The sequence below is a fragment of the Paractinoplanes rishiriensis genome, assembly GCF_016862375.1.
In the GTDB taxonomy this organism is placed as follows: domain Bacteria; phylum Actinomycetota; class Actinomycetes; order Mycobacteriales; family Micromonosporaceae; genus Actinoplanes; species Actinoplanes rishiriensis.
On the sequence record NZ_BOMV01000096.1, the window covers coordinates 1 to 17346 of the forward strand.

Below are 17346 nucleotides of genomic sequence, written 5' to 3' on the forward strand. Positions count from 1 at the left end.
CGGCGGTCCCGATGCGGCTGGCGGTTCCGAGGCCACTGACGACCCCGATGCGGCCGGCGATCCCGGGGCCGCTGACGAACCCGACTCGGCCGGCGATTCCGACCCTGACCAAGCCGAAGCGCTGCCGGCGGAGGCAGCCGTGGTGGATGCGCCTGTCGGGTTTGCGGGGGAGCGGGACCCCGAGCCCAGCGCCGCCGAGCTCGGGCCGGAACTGCCGCTGCCCGAGGCGATCGAGGAAGCCGTCGAGCAAGCCGACGACGAGACCGACGGGCAGCCGGCGGATGCACCGCTGCCGGTCGATGGGGACGACGCGGGAGACGTGTTCGACGCCGCGGCCGACGACGATGTGTCCGACGGCGAGGTGGTTGACCTTGGGGTGGCGGAGACTGCGCCGGCGCAACCACCCACCTCGGCGGAAGCGGTATCGATCGTGGAGCCGGGACGGGCGAAGGCCGGCTCGGCGGTGCCCGAACAAGGGCGGCGCAGGCGGGACGGCGAGGATGCGGTTGGGGACCCGGACTCGCGTACGTCTGCGGTTTTTGAGGAGAGTGAGAAATCCGACCAGAGTGATGGCGAATTGCCCGCTCTGTTGGATGACGCGGAGTTGGCGGCTGCGCTCGAGGCGATCATGTTGGTGGTCGACGAACCGGTGGCGGAGATGCAGCTCGCGCAGATTTTGGAGCAACCGACTGAGCGGGTCGGGACGGTGCTGGAGGATCTCTCGGCGCGGTACACGGCGGCCGGGCACGGGTTTGACCTGCGGCGGGCCGCGGGTGGGTGGCGGATGTACACGCGGCCGGAGTATGCGGCCTATGTCGAGCGGTTTGTCCTTGATGGGCAGTCTGTGCGGTTGACGCAGGCGGCGCTGGAGACGCTGGCGGTGGTGGCGTACAAGCAGCCGGTTACCCGGTCGCGGATATCGGCCATCCGCGGTGTGAACTGTGACGGGGTCATGCGTACGCTTGTCACGCGCGGCCTGATTGAGGAGTGCGGCACCGAGGGCGAGACCGGGGCATACCTGTACCGGACCACCGCACTTTTCCTGGAGAAGCTCGGGCTCAACTCGGTTGATCAGCTGCCGCCGCTGGCTCCGTTCCTGCCCGACGACGTGGAAGAAGTGCTCGATGCCCCAGGCTGACACCGCCGAACGCCTCCAGAAAGTGCTGGCCGCCGCCGGTGTGGGGTCCCGCCGCGCCTGCGAAGACCTGATCTTCCGGCGGCGGGTCACCGTGAACGGCAAGGTCGCCAAGCTCGGCGACAAGGTCGACCCCGCCACCGCCGAGATCCACGTGGACGGGCAGCGGGTGATCACCGACACCAAGCTCGTCTACATCGCGATGAACAAGCCGCGCGGCGTGGTCGCGTCCCTCGACGACGAGAAGGGGCGCACCGAACTGGCCGACTTTCTGGAGCAGTTCGAGCAGCGGCTGTTCCACGTCGGACGGCTGGACGCCGACAGCGAGGGCCTGCTGCTGATCACCAACGACGGCGCGCTGACCCACAAGCTGATGCATCCGTCCTACGGGATCAGCAAAACCTACCTGGCCGAGGTGGTCGGGCCGCTCCCGCGCAACGTCGGCCGGCGCCTGCTCACCGGCGTCGAACTCGAGGACGGCCTGGCCAAGGCGGACGGCTTCCGGCTGGTCGACGCGCTCGGCAAGACCGCGCAGGTCGAGATCATCCTGCACGAGGGCCGCAAGCACATCGTCCGGCGCATGATGGCCGAGGTCGGGCATCCGGTGACCCGGCTGATCCGCACCGCGGTCGGCCCGATCCGGCTGGGTGACCTGCGGCCGGGCGGCTTCCGGCATTTGTCGAACGCGGAGATCGCCGCGCTGTTCAAGGCGGTGGGGGACGAGCCTTCAGATCAGGACGACTAACTTTCCGACGATGTGCTCGCGGTCGAAGTCGCTGATCGCACGCGCCGCCTCGTCGAGCCGGTAGGTCCGGGCCACCGTTGAGGTGGGCCCGGCCTCCTCCGCCATGCCGCCGAACGTGCCGTCCATGTCCAGAATCAGCTCGAACAGCACGTCGTCACGACCGATGAACTCGGGCCGCGGCGTCGGAAACGTGATCGTGTAGAGCCGTCGTAAGCCCAGCCCGGCCGCTTTCATCGTCTCCGTCCGGCTTGATCGGCCCGCCGCGAACTTTTGCCGGCATCCTGAGGGCGGCAAGGGGCGACGCTCGAGGTGGCTCAGCGTGCCTTCGTCGGACTCATCCCGGTCATCGGCGCCGTGCGCACCCCGGCACCTTGGCTGCGGCTCGCAGTTCCCTCGCGGGACGATACGCCGGTGGTGCGGGTCACCCCAAAGGGCGCTATGACAGGTCGGTCGCCGACGCGGTGAGCCCTTCGCGTAGACGGAGGACGTGCCCTGCAGCAGCACGTGCAGGACCGACCGCCGCTGTCCTTCGGCTCCCGACATCCGCATGGCCACGGAGTCCGCCTCCAACGTGGGCACGGCCCCCACTTGCCATCCTCATGCCTCCGCAGGTAACTGGGCCGGTGATGGTCGCGCCCGGGCGGAGTGCCTCGCCTCTGTCTGACATCACCTCGACGCCTGCCTTCTGCAGGTCGGCGGCGAGAGTGCGCACCCACCGCTCTGGCACGGGTCGCCCCACGCGAAGCTGATGAGGCACTGCGGCTTTGGGAGCTGCTCGCGGTCGACATGAGTCTCGGGCCGGCGTTGGATTGGGCGGGCAAGCAGGCCGCGGCGAAGGGGTTCACCGGAGTGACGGTGGCGTGTGAGCCGACGGGTCACCGGTGGCGGGTGCTGGGCCAGCTGGCCGCCGATCGACGGATGCCGTCCGTCTGCGTGCAGCCGATGCTGACCTCGTGGGCACGGCGCAGCGAGGACCTGACCTTCGACAAGACAGACGAGAAAGACGCTGTTCTGATCGCCCGGCTGACCGCTCAGCTGCGCTGCTACGTGCCCGAGCCGACAGACGAAACATGGGGCCGGCTACGACACCTCGGCGCCCGCCGGGCACAGCTGCTGGTGGACTCTGGCCGGCAGGTGCAGCAGATCCGGGCACTGCTGGAGTGCGTCTGGCCGGCCGCGCTGCAGACCGCCCGGCACCCGTTCCGATCGGCGACCTGGACCGCCGCGCTCACCGTCGTGGTCGACCGCGACGGCGGTGACCTGGCCCGCACCCGCCGGCGTGGTCTGGCCCGGTGGGAGAACGCGGTCCGGCGAGAGATCATCCGCCGCGGCGGCATCAGGCCCTGCCTGCGGATCGTCCACGCGATGTTCACCGCGCTGTGCGACCCGGCCGGCGCCCTGGTCAAACACGCCGGCCTAGCACCCAGGGAGAAACTGTCCGGCACGTTCATCGGCCGCACCAAACTCACCGGACAAGGCCGGCCCGGCCTGCGGCTGGCCGCCTGGCGCACCGTCTGGGGAGCCCAACGCGCCAACCCCGTCTACGCCGACCGATTCACCCACCTGACCACCCGCGAGCACAACAAACTCACCGCCACCCAAGCCCAAGCCGTCATCGCCGCGGCGATCCTGCGCCAACTACACGCGATCGTCACCACCGGCAAGGCCTGGGACCCCGCGATCGCCGCACACGGCACCCGGACCACCACGATGATGCCTCTGGCCGCCTAAACCCAGCCGGCGGCCCGTCAAGCAGGGCCGGGGCGAGCCCCACGCGGCATTGAGGAACCCACCGGGTTACCTCGTCTCTCATCATGGGCAGCCCCGCCCGTCGTCACCACAACCCGGTTACACGCTGCAGGGACCAACCCGATTACCACTATGCAGGGACCGACGACGGACACGGCACCCCGGCCAACGCTTGACACAAAACGTCTTACGCTGATGAGAGGACGTCGTTCCTTCCAGGCTGGAGGTCATTCAGTACCGTCATGCTCGCCGATTTGTTCGGCGGGACGGGTCAGTAGTCGCCACATTAGAAGCGCGAGGACACCCAGAATGACCCCGGCACAACAGCTGCCGGCCGCCAGGGGATTGAGCGCGCTGGTGATTCCATCGTAACGAGCTGTCACCGCTGCCCCTCCGAAACAGCACAGCGCGGCACTGCCCATCAGCAGCACCGTGACGGCCGCGATTCCCCATGGCGGGGTTCGCTCCGGTTGCGGCGGCATACCTGACACGCAGGTGATCCTAAGGAGGCGACTCGAAGGCGTGACCGGGGCGTAGGTGGTTGATCCCGCCAGTGGGCGCGTTAACCGCACCCCATCCGCCCAGCCACGCGTACGCCAACCGCGACCGAACGAGCCGAGGCAGGGCCTTGCCCGGCGAGCGCTATCGGCGGCAGAAACAATGATTGATCTCGCTGCCTATGGCAGGAATTCGCGGAAGTGTTCCGCTACGACGTCTGCCATAGCTTGGGCGTCACGTGATCCGTCCACCTCGATGACCCGGATATTCATGCGCTTGGCGTTACGGACGGCATCTTCGGCGATGAGCCGGTCGCGAGTGATCCGGTTCTGCTGGGCCAGGCGCGGGTCGCTGACGTTCTGCCGGAGGGCGCCGGCACGCGGTAGTTCCCGGAGCTGGTACTGCCGGAAGTCCTCGGCGGGCACCATGACGACCATGCGTTGTGTCGAAGACAGCAGTGGCGCGACGAGTTCTGGGCGCAGTCCCCACCCGTCGGCGATGACCGGGTGTGGTGACGTGAGGGCGCGCAGGTCGTCCTGGACGTACTCGAAGCGCTCGACGAAGTGGTGGAGGGCCTGGTCGACGGCCTGCTCGACGGTCGAACGAACCCACATGTCCTCGGGGTCGGGCTCGGTGGGGCTTTCGCCGCTGCGTAGTTGCCGGGCTATCCGGCGGTCTAGATGGCCTCGGGCGTCGTGGTAGTCGTAGTGGTAATGGATGAGGCCGTACTGTGCGGCGAGGATTCCCGCCACAGTGGACTTGCCGGCCCATTGGCCGCCGCCGATCCAGAGGGTGCGTTGCAGGGTCGTGAAGGGGTCCCAATGCATGGAAAAAGCGTGACTCCGACCCGACATCAAGATCAAGTCTTGTTCTTGCCGACCAGCAATGATTATCTATCCATAGAGGCAACATGTTCGCGTGCAGGCACGGTCATCGTCGCGCGAACGAGCCCTCAACACGGCATGTCCGCAAGCCCAGCTGTCGCGTCGGACGTCACGCTCCGTAGCGGGCGGTTCGCGGCAAATCAGTAAACCTCGAGGATACAGTCAGCGATTTGCCGGACGAAACATTTGGCTGACCAGGTGGCGGTACGCTACCAGGCGTTCGGAAGTGCGCTCAATTCGGCAAATAGATGCATTAGTCTGTGATCATCTGTTAGCTCAGCTTTTAACAAAGCTGCCTTCCACCCAATCCAGTTGTTCCAGGCGTCGGCCTGAATGGGGATACCCTACACCTAGTTTTGGCGGCTTGACACGATGTTGTCTAATGGGATGTAAATGTCAAGCTTGTTTGGCGGCAGCTGATGAAGGATTCGAGCACGGAACATCGGAATATTGCAGCCAGGAGCCAAGGTAGGCGGAGGTACATAACCATCGCCGCAGTGGTGTTGGCCGCGCTAGGTCTAATTGGCTCCATATTCGGGTTTCTGAGTAGTGCGTCAGACAAGGAGCTGTCTCGTTACGGCAATATCGGACAATCGTTCGATGTCATCGCAACATTTCTATCGGCCATCGCGCTGATCGGCGTAGCCGCATCGCTTATCTATCAGGAGCGCCAGGAACGCCAAGCTCGCGTCGCGGCGTGGCTCGGGGCTCAGGGTGAGCTACTCAAGATGGTCATCGCTGATCCCGGGCGCCTGGGTCCATGCATTATTGATACGACGCCCTTTGCTTCAGACGAAGAAGTGAGCCAGTATTTTTTCTCAACACTCTGGCTCAGCTTCCACCGGTATGGCATGGAACTTGGATATGTCACCGAGGAAGACGTCCGCGGCGAGGTAGGCCGCCTAATGTTTCAGAGCGAAACGGCCCGGCATCTATGGTCAATTCGTAAGGACATATTTGAAGCGCAACTCGGGGGCCTCAGTCCTTACCTGAAGATGGTGGAGGAAGAACACCCTGATTTCCCCTCGCAGCCGAACATTCCCCGAGGTGACCACAAGAAGACTGCACGTACGACCGAGAGCTGATTAATGTTCAGTTTGCCCGTGAACGTCGAAATCGCTGTAAGCGGCAAACTTACGGCTCAATTGCCGGCTGAAGGCAAGGTCGCGCACTCAACTCGAGTGCACTGACATCGGCAAAGTAGTGAGCAGCGACGCCCTATCAGCAACGTAACTGGATAGGTGCCTGGTTTCCGCCGCCGGCGCCCCTATACCCGGCGAGTCTTCAGGCTTGGGTCTCCTCGTTCCTGTCCTCGCTAGTGTCCAGGCCGACCTCTCGCGCCAGTTCGCTGGCGGTCATCCGTTGATCCGCTGCCGCACGGCCGGCATGGTCGAAGCGCACACCTTCGGCCTCCAGCACGATCCGTGGGTCGTCGCGGCGTTGGGGGTCGGGCCAGCGGAAGTCGGCCGAGATCGCGCCATCGATCTTCAACACGCGGTGGGCGTTCGGCGCCTTCACGCTGGCAAGGCGGCCGGCGACGGCGCGATGGAACACGCCGACGACTTCGGCGATGTCCGAGTAGCTGGTCCAACGGCCAGCGGGGATGCTGGCGAGAGCCTGGTTCATCAGTGACCAGCGTGGGCTGGGCGGGGTGGCTGCCGCTGATTCGTCGGGGCCCGGCCAGATGACGAGGATCCGGTCGGCGAGGGCTCGGCCGCGGGCGAGGATTTCCGTGCGTCCCCAACGCGGCGCATCAGCGATCTCACGGTTCATCGCCAGCCCACTGTCACGGAGGATCTTCTTCTTCGCCTCGAAGCTGTCGTTGGCCAGCTTGGGGTTGTACGCGGTCAGGCTGAGGTTCCCGAGGGTGTGCACCAGGGAGCTGTGCAGTTCCTCGACGGTTTCGTCGTCCTCCAGGTCGGGCTCTAGCATTTCTCGCCAGTCGTCCGTCAGGGACTGTGGCAATACGTGTTCGATGGTGACCTTTGCAGTGTCGAAGTTGATGGGCTCTTTGTGCTCGAAGTCCTCCTCGATGCAGCGCAGCACGTAGCTGCGCTGCGGGCCACGACCCAGCCAGTAGAAGCTGTTGACCAACACGGCCTCGCGGATGTACTGGTCGGTGGGGAACTTCTTCCGCACCCCGGACAGCGCCCGGGTTATCGCCTTGGCCGAGGGGACCTGCTCTCCCAGGTCCTTGACTAGTGACATCAGGATCCGGTTAGTGTTGGCACTGGCGATTCCGGTGATCATTCGACGGACGAGGTAGCTCTCGACGACACGCAATGCATCAGCGGCCTCGGCGGAGCCGAGGCGACCGGCCTCGTGTGCCAGGAGGACGTAGAGTGCGATGGGGTGGATCACGGCCGCACCCCAGCGGTCAAGGCGGTCGAGCGCCCGCCGCAGGATCGGATCGGTCACCTCACCCGGCGTCAGGATCTTGCGGAGCAGTCGGGCCTTGTGATGGAGGTCGATGATCCACTCTTCGATCGAGGCCTCGCCGGAAAGTTGGCTGAGTCGCTGCTGCTGAGACTGGTAGATCGCCTCCTGGGTGGCGCGGTCGTCGCCACGGAGCACCAGATCCAACCAGACCAGGTCTTCAAGCTGCTTGTCCGTCAGCAGTTCCTGAAGCGGCAGCCAATGCCGTTCGTAAACGTGATCGCCGCGGGCGGGCAGTCGCATGAATAGGTAGTTGCGCAGCAGGTCCGCCTGGGTGAGCGGCTGGCCGGTGTAGTTGAGAGACTCGAAGATGCGGTGGACGTTGTCGTCTGGATGCGCGGCGATCTCCACCAGACTCAGCCGGGCCGCTACCGCCTGCTCGATTCGGATCAGGTCGTGGTCGTCGTCCGGGTCGTCGGCTTGGACGAGCGCGGCTCGGAAGAAGCGATACGCCTCTCCGATGCGATCTTCGCCGCCAGCGCCAGGATCCTGTTCCACAAGCGCCAGCCACGCCGCCCGGTCGGCTTTGGTGGGCAGCAGCGTGTACCGCTCCATTCCCGACGCGTACTTGTTGAACAGATACATATCGTCGATCTTGGCGGCCAGCTGCGTATCTGAATCGCGGACGTGATCGCGAATCGCGCACAGAAGGATACTCAAGGTGGTCAGCCGCTGCTGGCCGTCCACCACCAACCAACTCTGCACGCCGGTCGGCGTGTTGGCTGGACTGGGCGCCAGAACCACGGAGCCGAGGAAGTGCGTGGCGTTGTCACCCACCTCCGCCACCCGCATCACATCGGCCCACACCTGCGCGAGGTCTCGACGCTTCCAGCTGTAGCGACGTTGGTAGAGCGGAACGACGTACTGCTTCTCGCCCTGCAGCAGGTTACGAACGGTCGTCTCATTCGCCTTCAAGTAATCTCCCCAGGTACGGCACGGCGATGCAGCTCAACCGCGCGGGCGCGGAGGCCCTGTCCATACTGCTACCGGCCCACGGCAAACCATGTCAACCGATCAAACGAGGGGTTCCGGGCCTTCCGCAGGGCTCCGAAAGATCAACGTGCCAGCGGAGCTCAGGGCGGCGGCGAGTCGACGTGACGTTGTGTAGCTCTCCCGGGGTGATTGTTCAGCCCAGTTGATTCGCGGCAGCGCGAAGCAGGTGCCAGCACAGTGCACCGGATGCTGCGGTCAGGATCATCGCGTTCAGCAGAATGGGCCAAACACGCCAAAGGCGATGAACCGTGGCCAGCCACACCAGGACGGCGAACGGGACGAGAACCTCGGCCAGCTGTGCGGCGGCGAATCCGCGGACGTATCCGGCGTCCGAGCTGACGACCGCCACGAGCAGGCGCCACGGTGGTGCCGCGGTGATCCCCTGCCAGCCCTCGCTGGCCAACAATCCGCACGCGACACCCGCCGCCAGAGCCGCCCCCGGCACCGGCATGGTCTTGCTCATCTGGCCGAGCAGCCCCAGCACCGGCCCCGCGACCACCGACACCACCAGCCAGGCCGTGGTCATGACCGCCACCGAACGCAACCCGTACTGATCCGCCGAAGACCCGTCCTGCAGATAGCCGCCGCTCCACCGCCGGCTGACCACCAGGATCAGCAGGTAGTAGACGAGCGTGGCCGCCACCAGCAACACGGTCGCACCGGTCACCGCACTACGGCGCCCGGTAGCCGCCCGACCGGTCAGCAACGCCGCCAGCCCCCAGCCAAGGCCACTACTGACCACCACGACCATGATGTGCCCGGCCACGCCATCGACGGCATCGGCCAGGAACGCCAGCACACCGAGCGCAACCGCCGAGCTGGCCAGAACCGCAGATCGACGACCGAGCGTGTCGGCGTGCCACCAGCTGCCGTGCCCGATCGGCGGCCAGAAGAGGATGCCGGCGCTTGACCTGTGGTTGCGGATGGCTAGGCACGGTTGATGGCCCATGGAGCGACGTAACCCGCGTCCCACGTCAATGCGGTGAGACGCGGTGAGGACCACGGCAATGAACGGTTCACCGAGGCTCGGAGTTTCGCCCTCACGAAAAGTGATCACGCTCCGACTTGTCTTGCCTCTGTAGGGTGGAGGCATCGCAGCGTTCGGAGGTGCGGCTGTGAACTGGTCGGACGTAATGGCGGGGGCAGTCGCCGGGCTGGTGCTTCAGAACGTTGCCTATCCGCTGAGCCGGGACCGATTCGCTCGATGGCGAAAGCGCCGACACTTCAAAGCTGCTGAACGCGCAGGCGCAAGAATGGAAGAACGTTTCGACTCCCTCGTGCTCGTCCAAGCGGGGTGGTCAGAAGACGGGGTGTTCGCTCATGATTCGATTTTTCTGGAATTGAACGCAGAATTTACGATCAGACGGCCTGACGTAGCGCGATTTCGGGACGATCGGACACCTCAGTGGTTATCTGACGGCTACGAAAACGGCCGACAGGTCGGTATCTCGAAGCTACGCATAGCCAGGGTCAGCGACCGGCCGGAGGACGACCGCGCCGGGCGAAGCCACCGAGTCACCTGCAGAATGCATGAGTATGACTATTTCGACTTCCTCTGCACCCACCGGCTCCGCCTATCCGGCACTGCGGAAGAAAAGCGAGTTCTCGCCGAGGTTGCAGGCGAGCCGAATTGCCGAGAACCAATCGCCGGATTCCCGAACCCCTTCAGCGTAGGGCTCTCGGTTTTCTGTGAAGGCGGCGACTACCTCGCCCTCACCAGGCGGACACAAAGCATAGGCGAAGGCGGTGGTTGGCATGGCGGAAAGGTGTACAACGCCGTCGGCGAGAACGCCGCGCTGAGAGATTTCAACCCAGGCGTGGATGGAGTGATGCGGTCGACGCCGTACCTAATCGCGAAGCGCGGGCTGTGGGAGGAGTTGGGTTTGCCGGAGGTAACGGTAGACGCTTGCGAGATCTATCTCCACAGTCTTGCCTACGCGGTGGATTTACGTGATCATAAGGCTTTCGGACACGTCGTGAGTCCGCTATCCCGACATGACCTCCAAGATGCGTGGCGGCATGCTCCCGATCGATCCGAGACAGCTGGAAGCACCCTCGACTTCCAACCTGTGCGTACTAAGTCCGACGTTCGGCGCCTACTGCGCAAAATTGTGACTGAGGCCGACGATTGGGCACCCGAGGCTGTCTTTTGTACGGTCCGGTCGATACTGGCTCGTCGCCTGCTCCGCCCTGCTGAGGTCACTAAAATTCTATCGACCAACAAATAGTTCATCGACGTTCATTAGCTGAATCTCGCCCGCCGACCGCGATGCACTCATCTCGGCAAATCCGGACGCCACAGATAGACGGCAGTGTGACCCTGCGTAGCCAGCGCGTTCTGACTGCCGTCGCGCGTCGCCGGGACTACCGGAGACCACCGCGGACCACTTCCGCGACCCCGTGACCCCGCAGGATCATGAAGACTATGGCGAGGACAACCGGCAAAGGCGACCGCTGCGCGCCCAGGACCTGGTTCGCGCTGCCGGCACGAGGGTCGAGAGAGGCAACCTCCGCATCCGCCGGGACCCCATCCGTAGCTTTGCAACTTTGGCAGCCGGCCAAAGATCACCGTACGGACGTTCGTGTCACCGAGGTGTCGTGATCATCCAGAGTAGACATCGAGCAACCACGACACTTCAGATCGCAGCCCACAGCGAAGATCTGCCAGATCGAGGAAAGAAGGCCACCACGCGAAGCGCCGCACTCCCCCGGAGACCCGGTGCCACACTCCCCCACCGGCCAGCCGAACGAACGCGATCAACACCAGCACGCAAAACCGTACGCGCGTTCGGGCAAAAAGGGTGTCGTCGTGATCCGAAACCATTCACGACAGGAAATGAAAAAGGCCAGCCAAGCTGGCCTTTCACACTGTCGGGCTGACAGGATTTGAACCTGCGACCCCTTGACCCCCAGTCAAGTGCGCTACCAAGCTGCGCTACAGCCCGCCGCCACCCGGGCTCAACCCCGCGCGGCAACCAGTACACCTTAGCAACCTCAGCCGTGCGCCTTCCCGCGACCCCCCGGCCCGGTCTTCTTTCGTGGCTTCACGGACAGCTCGATCGGGGAGCCCTCAAATCCGAACTCTTCGCGCAATTTGCGCTCGATGAACCGTAGGTACCCGGCGTCCAGCGGGCCGGTTGTGAACAGCACGAACCGGGGCGGCGCCACCCCGGCCTGGGTCGCGAACAGGATGCGGGGCGCGCGGCCGCCTCGTACGGGATGGGGTGTTGCTTGGGTTAATGCAGTTAGCCACTGGTTTAGGGCGCCCGTCGGGACCCGCTGCTCCCACGACTCCAGGGCACGACGGAGGGCCGGTGCCAGCTTGTCGACGGCGCGGCCGGTCTTCGCCGAGATGTTGACGCGGACGGCCCAGGGGATGCGCTTTAGTTCGCGGTCGATCTCTTTGTCCAAGTAGAACCGGCGGTCGGCGTCTACCAGGTCCCATTTGTTGAAGGCGATCACCAGGGCGCGGCCGGCCTCGACCACCTGGGACAACACGCGCTGGTCCTGCTCGCTGATCACCTCGCCGGCGTCCAGCAGCACTACCGCGACCTCGGCCGCCTCCACCGCTCCGGCCGTGCGCAGGGACGCGTAGTACTCGGTGCCGCTTGCCTGGTTGACGCGTTTGCGCAGGCCGGCCGTGTCGACGAACTGCCAGAGTTCGCCGTCCATCTCGACCAGGCTGTCGACCGGGTCGACGGTGGTGCCGGCTACCGAGTCGACCACCGCGCGCTCCTCCTTGGAGACGCGGTTGAGCAGGGACGACTTGCCGACGTTGGGGCGGCCGACCAGGGCTACCCGGCGCGGGCCGCGCGGGCCGTCCTCGATGATCGGGGGCGGGGACGGCAGGGCGGACAGGATGTCGTCGAGCAGGTCGCCGGAGCCACGGCCGTGCAGCGCCGAGATCGGATGCGGCTCGCCCAGACCCAGCTGCCAGAGCGACACGGCTTCGAGCTCGAGGTTCTGGTTGTCGGCCTTGTTGGCGACCAGGATCACCGGTTTGTGCGAACGCCGCAGCATCCGGACGGCGGCCTCGTCGACATCCGTCGCGCCGACCGTGACGTCGACCACGAAGACGACCACGTCGGCGGTCTGTACCGCGATCTCGGCCTGGTTGGCGATCGCGGCGGCGCGGTCGCGGGCGTCCGGTTCCCAGCCGCCGGTGTCGACCACGGTGAACCTGCGACCGTTCCACTGCGCGTCGTAGGGCACGCGGTCGCGGGTCACGCCGGGCACGTCCTCGACGACGGCCTGGCGGCGGCCGATGATGCGGTTGACCAGGGTCGACTTGCCCACATTCGGGCGGCCTACGACGGCCACCACCGGGACGGGACCGACGGACTCGGGCTCGACGGCTTCCTCCACGACTTCCAAACTCACTTATTTACCTTGCTGTTGAGAAGCTTCAAGAGGTACGCGACGACCTCGTCGATGCCCATGCCGGTGGTGTCGACCTCGACGGCGTCGGAGGCCTGGCGCAGCGGGTCGGCGGCGCGCGATGAGTCGAGGTGGTCGCGTCGGGCCAGGTCAGCCCGGGTCGCGACGACATCGGTGGCGTCCTCGGCGCTGCGCCGCTGTGCGCGGGCGGCGGCCGAGGCGGTCAGGTAGACCTTGAGGTCGGCGTCGGGCGCGACGACCGAGGCGATGTCCCGGCCCTCGACGACGATGCGTGGGTGGGCTCCGATGATCGCTTGCTGCAAAATCACAAGATGCTTGCGTACGGCGGGCACGGCTGCGACGGCCGACACGGCGGCGGTGACTTCGGCGCCACGGATGGGGCCGTCGACCGGGACACCGTTGGCGGCGAAGTGCGGGGCCAGTGGGTCGGTGCCGATGGACAATTCGGTCTCGAGGGCGATTTTCGTGATCGCATCCGGATCGGTGAGGTCGGCGCCGCCCTGCAACACCGCCCAGGTCACCGCCCGGTACATGGCACCGGTGTCGAGGTAGACCCCGTCGACCACGGTAGCGAGACGCCGGGAAACGGTGGACTTGCCCGAGCCCGAGGGCCCGTCGACGGCCACCACACACCGCTCCGGCCGTACTTCTTCCGCCACCGTTCCTCCCACGTTTTCCCGGCAGACCGACCTTCCCATTGTGCCCGTAGCCGCGGCGAACGACGAACTAGGGTATGTTACTCACGAGTAACCGGAAGGGAGCCGTCATGCCCACCCTCGACCGCCAGGACAGCGTCTTCATCCTCGACCTCGGCGACACCGACAACCGCTTCCACCCCGACTGGATGACCGCCGTCAACAGCGCCCTGGACGAGGTCGAGAAGGGCGACGAGGCCCGCGCCCTGGTCACCACCGCGAGCGGCAAGATCTGGTCGAACGGCCTGGATCTGGAGTGGCTCTTCGAACATCCGGAACAGTTCACCGCGTACACGTCACAGGTGCACAACCTGCTAGCCCGCGTGCTGAGCCTGCCGCTGATCACGGTCGCCGCGCTGCAGGGCCACACGTTCGCCGCCGGCGCGATGCTCTCGTTGGCCCACGACCTGCGTGTCATGCGTGCCGACCGCGGTTACTGGTGCCTGCCCGAGGCCGACATCAACATCCCGTTCTCGGTGGGCATGAGCGCACTCATCCAGTCGCGGCTGACGCCGCAGACCGCCCACGAGGCAATGGTCACGGCGAGGCGTTTCGGCGGCGAGGAGGCGTACGCCCGCCAGATCGTCGACCGGGCCGTGCCCGAGCCGGAGGTGCGGGAGACGGCGACCGCATTGGCCCAGTCGCACGCGTCAAAGGCAGGGCCGGCCCTCGAGACGATCAAAACAAGAATGTACGCGCAGGTGTTGACCGCATTGAGAGCCGAGAGCGAGAACGCGCCGGATAGCCGGCTCACGCAGTAAACAGCGGTACACATTGACGCCCGAATCAACATTGACGCCGTCAAGTCGTCTGCGCGCTGGTGCTGCATCACCTGACCGACCGGCCTGGGTTCCTCGGCGAGGTGCGTCGCTCCATTCAGGCCTTGGATGGCTATATGACCCCGCGCTGGTGAGCTGAGTGGCGCCTGTTTCATTGTGATATGCGCTGCGGATTCCGTCTGACGTGGGCCTGACCCTGAATCGCCGCCTGCGATGACGGCCCACCCGTCCGCAGTGGATCTCCCGTGATCGCTCGCCGCGCCAACCTGACCGACATCTCCGATAGCCGCTGGGCGCTGATCGGGCCGACCCTGCATGCCTGGCAGCAGGCCCGCCTCGACCGGCGGCCCACCGGCGAGCCGGCCCGCACCGACGTCCGGGAGGCGCTCAACGCCATTTACGTCAACCGGACCGGAATTGCTTGGACACACCACGGTGTAGTACTACTGTGCCGCTTCCGGCTGTCCAACCCGGCCGAGCATCCTTACGGCTCCGGGCAGCCCTGAAGCCACGATCCACATAGCGATGATCGACAATGCGGCCCGCTTACGGGGCTTCAATTTCGTCGGCGTGCTGGGCTCAGCCGTCCGTCGGCTTGAGCTTTGTCGCGGATCCTGCTGAGGGAGATCGGTGTGCCGAAGGTCGTCGGGGGCTGCGTCCTGTCGTACTGCCCACCTTGGTGGTCCGCGTCAGGCGTAGGTCGGCGTTGGCAAGCGCCGAACTCGACGGGCGTCGTACGCCGTGGTCGTAGTAGCAACGCGGCGCCCCCCGAGCCAGGCGCACAGCGCGAGGCCAACGCCCGAGTGCCTTTGACGCCGCGGGCCGTGGACAGCAACTGGCCGCGTAGCTGGTCGACAAGCAGACCTGGGCATGAACCTGGACGGCGCCGGTGACTCCCGAGTGACGGGTGGCTGACAAAGCAGGCCGGAAGCGGTAGAAATCCGGGCCATGACACGCAGCCGTGGAGCCTTCGTCGTGGGCAGCCTCGCCGTCACCGTGCTCGCTCTCGTGTTCGCCGTGGTGGGCTGGGGGAATGACGGACTACAGGCCGCCGACGCCATCGCCGGTGTCTTCAGTCTGACTTTCGCGGTGGTCACCTTCGCCGCCGTCAGAAACGAGCCGAAACCGCAGGCCGGGCGGCAGTACTGGACTGCACCCAGGACGCGGTCGGGCGCGGGCGCGGCGCTGCTGCTGGGCGGGGTGGCCGCCGGTCTGATGCTCGTCGCCGTCCTGGGCACGGTCGCCCTTCTGGTCCGTTGAAAGCGATACGTAAACGGACCCCGGCCGGGTGTCAGCCGTACGTACGAATTTCCGGAACCGGACGAACGGTGGGAGTCAGGCATCGCGTCTGTCTAATCTCCACAGCGTGACAAAACCGCGCGCAATGAAGCCGTTCGTGGGCGTGACGGACGGCCGGGTGACGTTCGGCGAGGCAGTGGCCCGGGTCACCGAGTCGCTGAATCCACTGGGGGCGATCGGCAAGGTGATCGCGGAGTCCACGGCCTGCGCAGTGGCGTTGAAGGAGCTGGAAGTAGCGGGCCGGCGGATCGACGCGGAGACCGAGGTGGTGCTGACCAAACTGGCGAACAGGCGCCAGGAATCGGCCGCGTCGCTACGTCAGCTGCGCCAGCAGGCCGGCGGCATCGAACGGACCGCGGAACAGCTCCGGCGGTGCATCCGCAACATGCAGGCGGCGCTGGCGCGGCCCCGGACGACCGTTGAGGAGGCGCAGGTGTACGCGGCGCTGATCCGGGGCTTCAGCGACGACCTGCTCAGCCACCACGACCAGCAGGGCAACCAGGTGCTGAGCGGCATCGACCGGGTGCTCAACGGCCGGGACGGCGGCCCGCCGGTGCGTCCCGTCGCGCCGTCCCCGCGCCGTGCGGGAACCGCGAGTCAGCCGCGGCGAGGCCGGCCACCCCAGAATCCGGGCCAGGGCGCCGCCCCGGGCGGCCGGGCGAACGGTGGCGGTGGCGGGCGCCGTGGCCGGTCGTAGGTCCGGTTGCCTGCTCACCCTCACTTCTCCCTGCTGGATCGGCTACGCCATCGGCATTCCGCTCCTGTCGCTGGCCGCACCCGTTCTCGTCCCCTATCTCCACCGGCGGGATCCCGCGCAGTTCGCCGAATACCGCACGGCGTGGCTCTGCATCCTCGGCATCACGCCGCTGGTCGCCTTCCTCCTCGTGCGCTGGGCCAGTCCCGCCGCGGGACGGTTGCGCGCACCCCGTCCCCGCGGCCGGCCGAGCCCGGCTAAGCGGGTACGCAATCCGCGCGCCTGCCGTCCGGGCCGCGTCACCGGATACCTGACCCGGATGGCCGCGCTGGTGGTGGCAACGTCCGCCGCGGCGTACCGGCATCTGCCCGAGCATCCGGGTGCGCGTGGCGAACAGGCGGTGCGCGAAATCGCTCCGCTGGCCGGTGGCGTGGCGGTGGCGACAGTCGCCGTGCTGATCGTGATCCGCCTCTGGGATCGGCCGTACGTCCCGCCGATCACCGTGGAGGTCGTACGCGCCCAGATCCACCAGGCCGAGAAGGCGCTGAAACGGATCAACGCGGAAAACGCCCGGATGGAACGCATGGTCGCCGCCGTGGACCGCAAGCTGAGCGCCGCGCACAGCCGCCGCGACTTCGCCACGCTGAGGACGATGCACCACGAGTCGTACGGGTGTGCCGACAGCGTGCACGGCGTCTACCGCTCGGTGCAGGATTCGCACCGCGTCATGGTGCAGACGATCCGCGTGGTGCACCGGTCGGCCTGGCAGCCGACGGGCGTGGTGATCCGCGTGGTGCACCCCAAGAGCCGAGCCGAGTACGCGCGGCTGCGGGCCGACGCGGGCGGGCTCGCCGACCGGGCGGCCCGGCTGGGTGCGGCGACCGATTACCACCTCTCCCTGGTTCAGCGCCTCAACGCGCGGACGGCCGACCTCAAGCACACCATCCGGGACGAGTGCGGGCCCGCCGGCGAGAACTGGTACAACGCCCTGGAGGAACGTCGCGAGGCGGCCCGTCTGGCGGAGGGCAAACCGGTCTGACG

16 protein-coding genes and 1 tRNA gene are annotated in these 17346 nt (G+C 66.3%); 10 read left to right on the plus strand and 7 right to left on the minus strand.

Annotated features, from left to right (window positions below; translation table 11 throughout):
• The first annotated feature begins 142 nt into the window (after nt 1-142).
• Entirely contained in the window at nt 143-1138 is a 996-nt protein-coding gene (gene scpB, locus Ari01nite_RS42070; protein ID WP_307837822.1) for an SMC-Scp complex subunit ScpB, read from the plus strand.
• A complete protein-coding gene (locus Ari01nite_RS42075) occupies nt 1125-1880 on the plus strand; it encodes a pseudouridine synthase (RefSeq protein WP_203789309.1) in 756 nt (251 codons plus the stop codon). The genes scpB and Ari01nite_RS42075 overlap by 14 nt, the downstream gene beginning before the upstream one ends.
• Here Ari01nite_RS42075 and Ari01nite_RS42080 read toward each other — a convergent pair.
• Nucleotides 1863-2114 (minus strand): hypothetical protein, encoded by a 252-nt coding sequence (locus tag Ari01nite_RS42080; RefSeq protein WP_203789311.1) that lies wholly within the window; start codon nt 2112-2114, stop codon nt 1863-1865. The two genes, Ari01nite_RS42075 and Ari01nite_RS42080, sit on opposite strands and share 18 nt — an antisense overlap.
• 552 nt (nt 2115-2666) lie before the next feature.
• Between Ari01nite_RS42080 and Ari01nite_RS42085 the strand changes: the two genes are divergently transcribed.
• Nucleotides 2667-3611, plus strand: a complete 945-nt coding sequence (locus Ari01nite_RS42085; RefSeq protein WP_203789313.1) for an IS110 family transposase — start codon at nt 2667-2669, stop codon at nt 3609-3611.
• 695 nt (nt 3612-4306) lie between these two features.
• On the opposite strand, the gene Ari01nite_RS42090 is transcribed toward Ari01nite_RS42085, so the two are convergent.
• On the minus strand, nt 4307-4954 hold the full coding sequence (locus Ari01nite_RS42090) for a hypothetical protein (protein WP_239163480.1): 648 nt from the start codon (nt 4952-4954) through the stop codon (nt 4307-4309).
• Nucleotides 4955-5508: 554 nt separating this feature from the next.
• On the opposite strand from Ari01nite_RS42090, the gene Ari01nite_RS42095 reads away from it, so the two are divergent.
• On the plus strand, nt 5509-6096 hold the full coding sequence (locus tag Ari01nite_RS42095) for a DUF6082 family protein (protein ID WP_203789315.1): 588 nt from the start codon (nt 5509-5511) through the stop codon (nt 6094-6096).
• A 199-nt stretch (nt 6097-6295) separates the two neighbouring features.
• Here Ari01nite_RS42095 and Ari01nite_RS42100 read toward each other — a convergent pair whose 3' ends face one another.
• Nucleotides 6296-8362, minus strand: a complete 2067-nt coding sequence (locus Ari01nite_RS42100; protein WP_203789317.1) for a GmrSD restriction endonuclease domain-containing protein — start codon at nt 8360-8362, stop codon at nt 6296-6298.
• Between the two features lie 211 nt (nt 8363-8573).
• Nucleotides 8574-9389 (minus strand): hypothetical protein, encoded by an 816-nt coding sequence (locus tag Ari01nite_RS42105; RefSeq protein WP_203789319.1) that lies wholly within the window; start codon nt 9387-9389, stop codon nt 8574-8576.
• 166 nt (nt 9390-9555) lie between these two features.
• Here Ari01nite_RS42105 and Ari01nite_RS42110 point away from each other — a divergent pair, with 166 nt between their 5' ends.
• The gene (locus Ari01nite_RS42110; protein ID WP_203789321.1) at nt 9556-10668 is read left to right on the plus strand and encodes a hypothetical protein; all 1113 of its coding nucleotides are present in this window, start codon (nt 9556-9558) and stop codon (nt 10666-10668) included.
• Between the two features lie 643 nt (nt 10669-11311).
• Here Ari01nite_RS42110 and Ari01nite_RS42115 read toward each other — a convergent pair.
• From Ari01nite_RS42115 to cmk, 3 genes are all read right to left on the minus strand, one after another.
• Nucleotides 11312-11385, minus strand: a tRNA-Pro gene (locus Ari01nite_RS42115).
• A gap of 49 nt (nt 11386-11434) precedes the next feature.
• Entirely contained in the window at nt 11435-12814 is a 1380-nt protein-coding gene (der, locus tag Ari01nite_RS42120; protein ID WP_203789383.1) for a ribosome biogenesis GTPase Der, read from the minus strand.
• A gap of 2 nt (nt 12815-12816) precedes the next feature.
• On the minus strand, nt 12817-13497 hold the full coding sequence (gene cmk / locus Ari01nite_RS42125; protein WP_239163482.1) for a (d)CMP kinase: 681 nt from the start codon (nt 13495-13497) through the stop codon (nt 12817-12819).
• 107 nt (nt 13498-13604) lie between these two features.
• On the opposite strand from cmk, the gene Ari01nite_RS42130 reads away from it, so the two are divergent.
• The 5 genes from Ari01nite_RS42130 (at nt 13605) to Ari01nite_RS42150 (ending at nt 17344) form a co-directional block, all read left to right on the plus strand.
• Nucleotides 13605-14294 carry an enoyl-CoA hydratase/isomerase family protein gene (locus Ari01nite_RS42130; RefSeq protein WP_203789325.1) on the plus strand — a complete coding sequence of 230 codons (690 nt, stop codon included), beginning with the start codon at nt 13605-13607 and terminating at the stop codon, nt 14292-14294.
• A gap of 263 nt (nt 14295-14557) precedes the next feature.
• Nucleotides 14558-14818, plus strand: a complete 261-nt coding sequence (locus tag Ari01nite_RS42135) for a transposase (protein ID WP_203789327.1) — start codon at nt 14558-14560, stop codon at nt 14816-14818.
• Between the two features lie 442 nt (nt 14819-15260).
• The gene (locus tag Ari01nite_RS42140; protein WP_203789329.1) at nt 15261-15572 is read left to right on the plus strand and encodes a hypothetical protein; all 312 of its coding nucleotides are present in this window, start codon (nt 15261-15263) and stop codon (nt 15570-15572) included.
• Nucleotides 15573-15678: 106 nt separating this feature from the next.
• Nucleotides 15679-16308: a hypothetical protein gene (locus tag Ari01nite_RS42145; protein WP_203789331.1), complete on the plus strand. Its 630-nt coding sequence runs from the start codon at nt 15679-15681 to the stop codon at nt 16306-16308.
• A complete protein-coding gene (locus tag Ari01nite_RS42150) occupies nt 16295-17344 on the plus strand; it encodes a hypothetical protein (protein WP_203789333.1) in 1050 nt (349 codons plus the stop codon). Before Ari01nite_RS42145 ends, Ari01nite_RS42150 begins: the two co-directional genes overlap by 14 nt.
• Nucleotides 17345-17346 lie beyond the last annotated feature (2 nt).

Excerpts from the sequence above, each read along its gene's own strand:
- Ari01nite_RS42075 (WP_203789309.1), top strand. The coding sequence starts at position 1,125 with ATGCCCCAGGCTGACACCGCCGAACGCCTCCAGAAAGTGCTGGCCGCC.
- Ari01nite_RS42080 (WP_203789311.1), bottom strand. The coding sequence starts at position 2,114 with ATGAAAGCGGCCGGGCTGGGCTTACGACGGCTCTACACGATCACGTTT.
- Ari01nite_RS42085 (WP_203789313.1), top strand. The coding sequence starts at position 2,667 with ATGAGTCTCGGGCCGGCGTTGGATTGGGCGGGCAAGCAGGCCGCGGCG.
- Ari01nite_RS42090 (WP_239163480.1), bottom strand. The coding sequence starts at position 4,954 with ATGCATTGGGACCCCTTCACGACCCTGCAACGCACCCTCTGGATCGGC.
- Ari01nite_RS42105 (WP_203789319.1), bottom strand. The coding sequence starts at position 9,389 with ATGGGCCATCAACCGTGCCTAGCCATCCGCAACCACAGGTCAAGCGCC.
- Ari01nite_RS42130 (WP_203789325.1), top strand. The coding sequence starts at position 13,605 with ATGCCCACCCTCGACCGCCAGGACAGCGTCTTCATCCTCGACCTCGGC.
- Ari01nite_RS42140 (WP_203789329.1), top strand. The coding sequence starts at position 15,261 with ATGACACGCAGCCGTGGAGCCTTCGTCGTGGGCAGCCTCGCCGTCACC.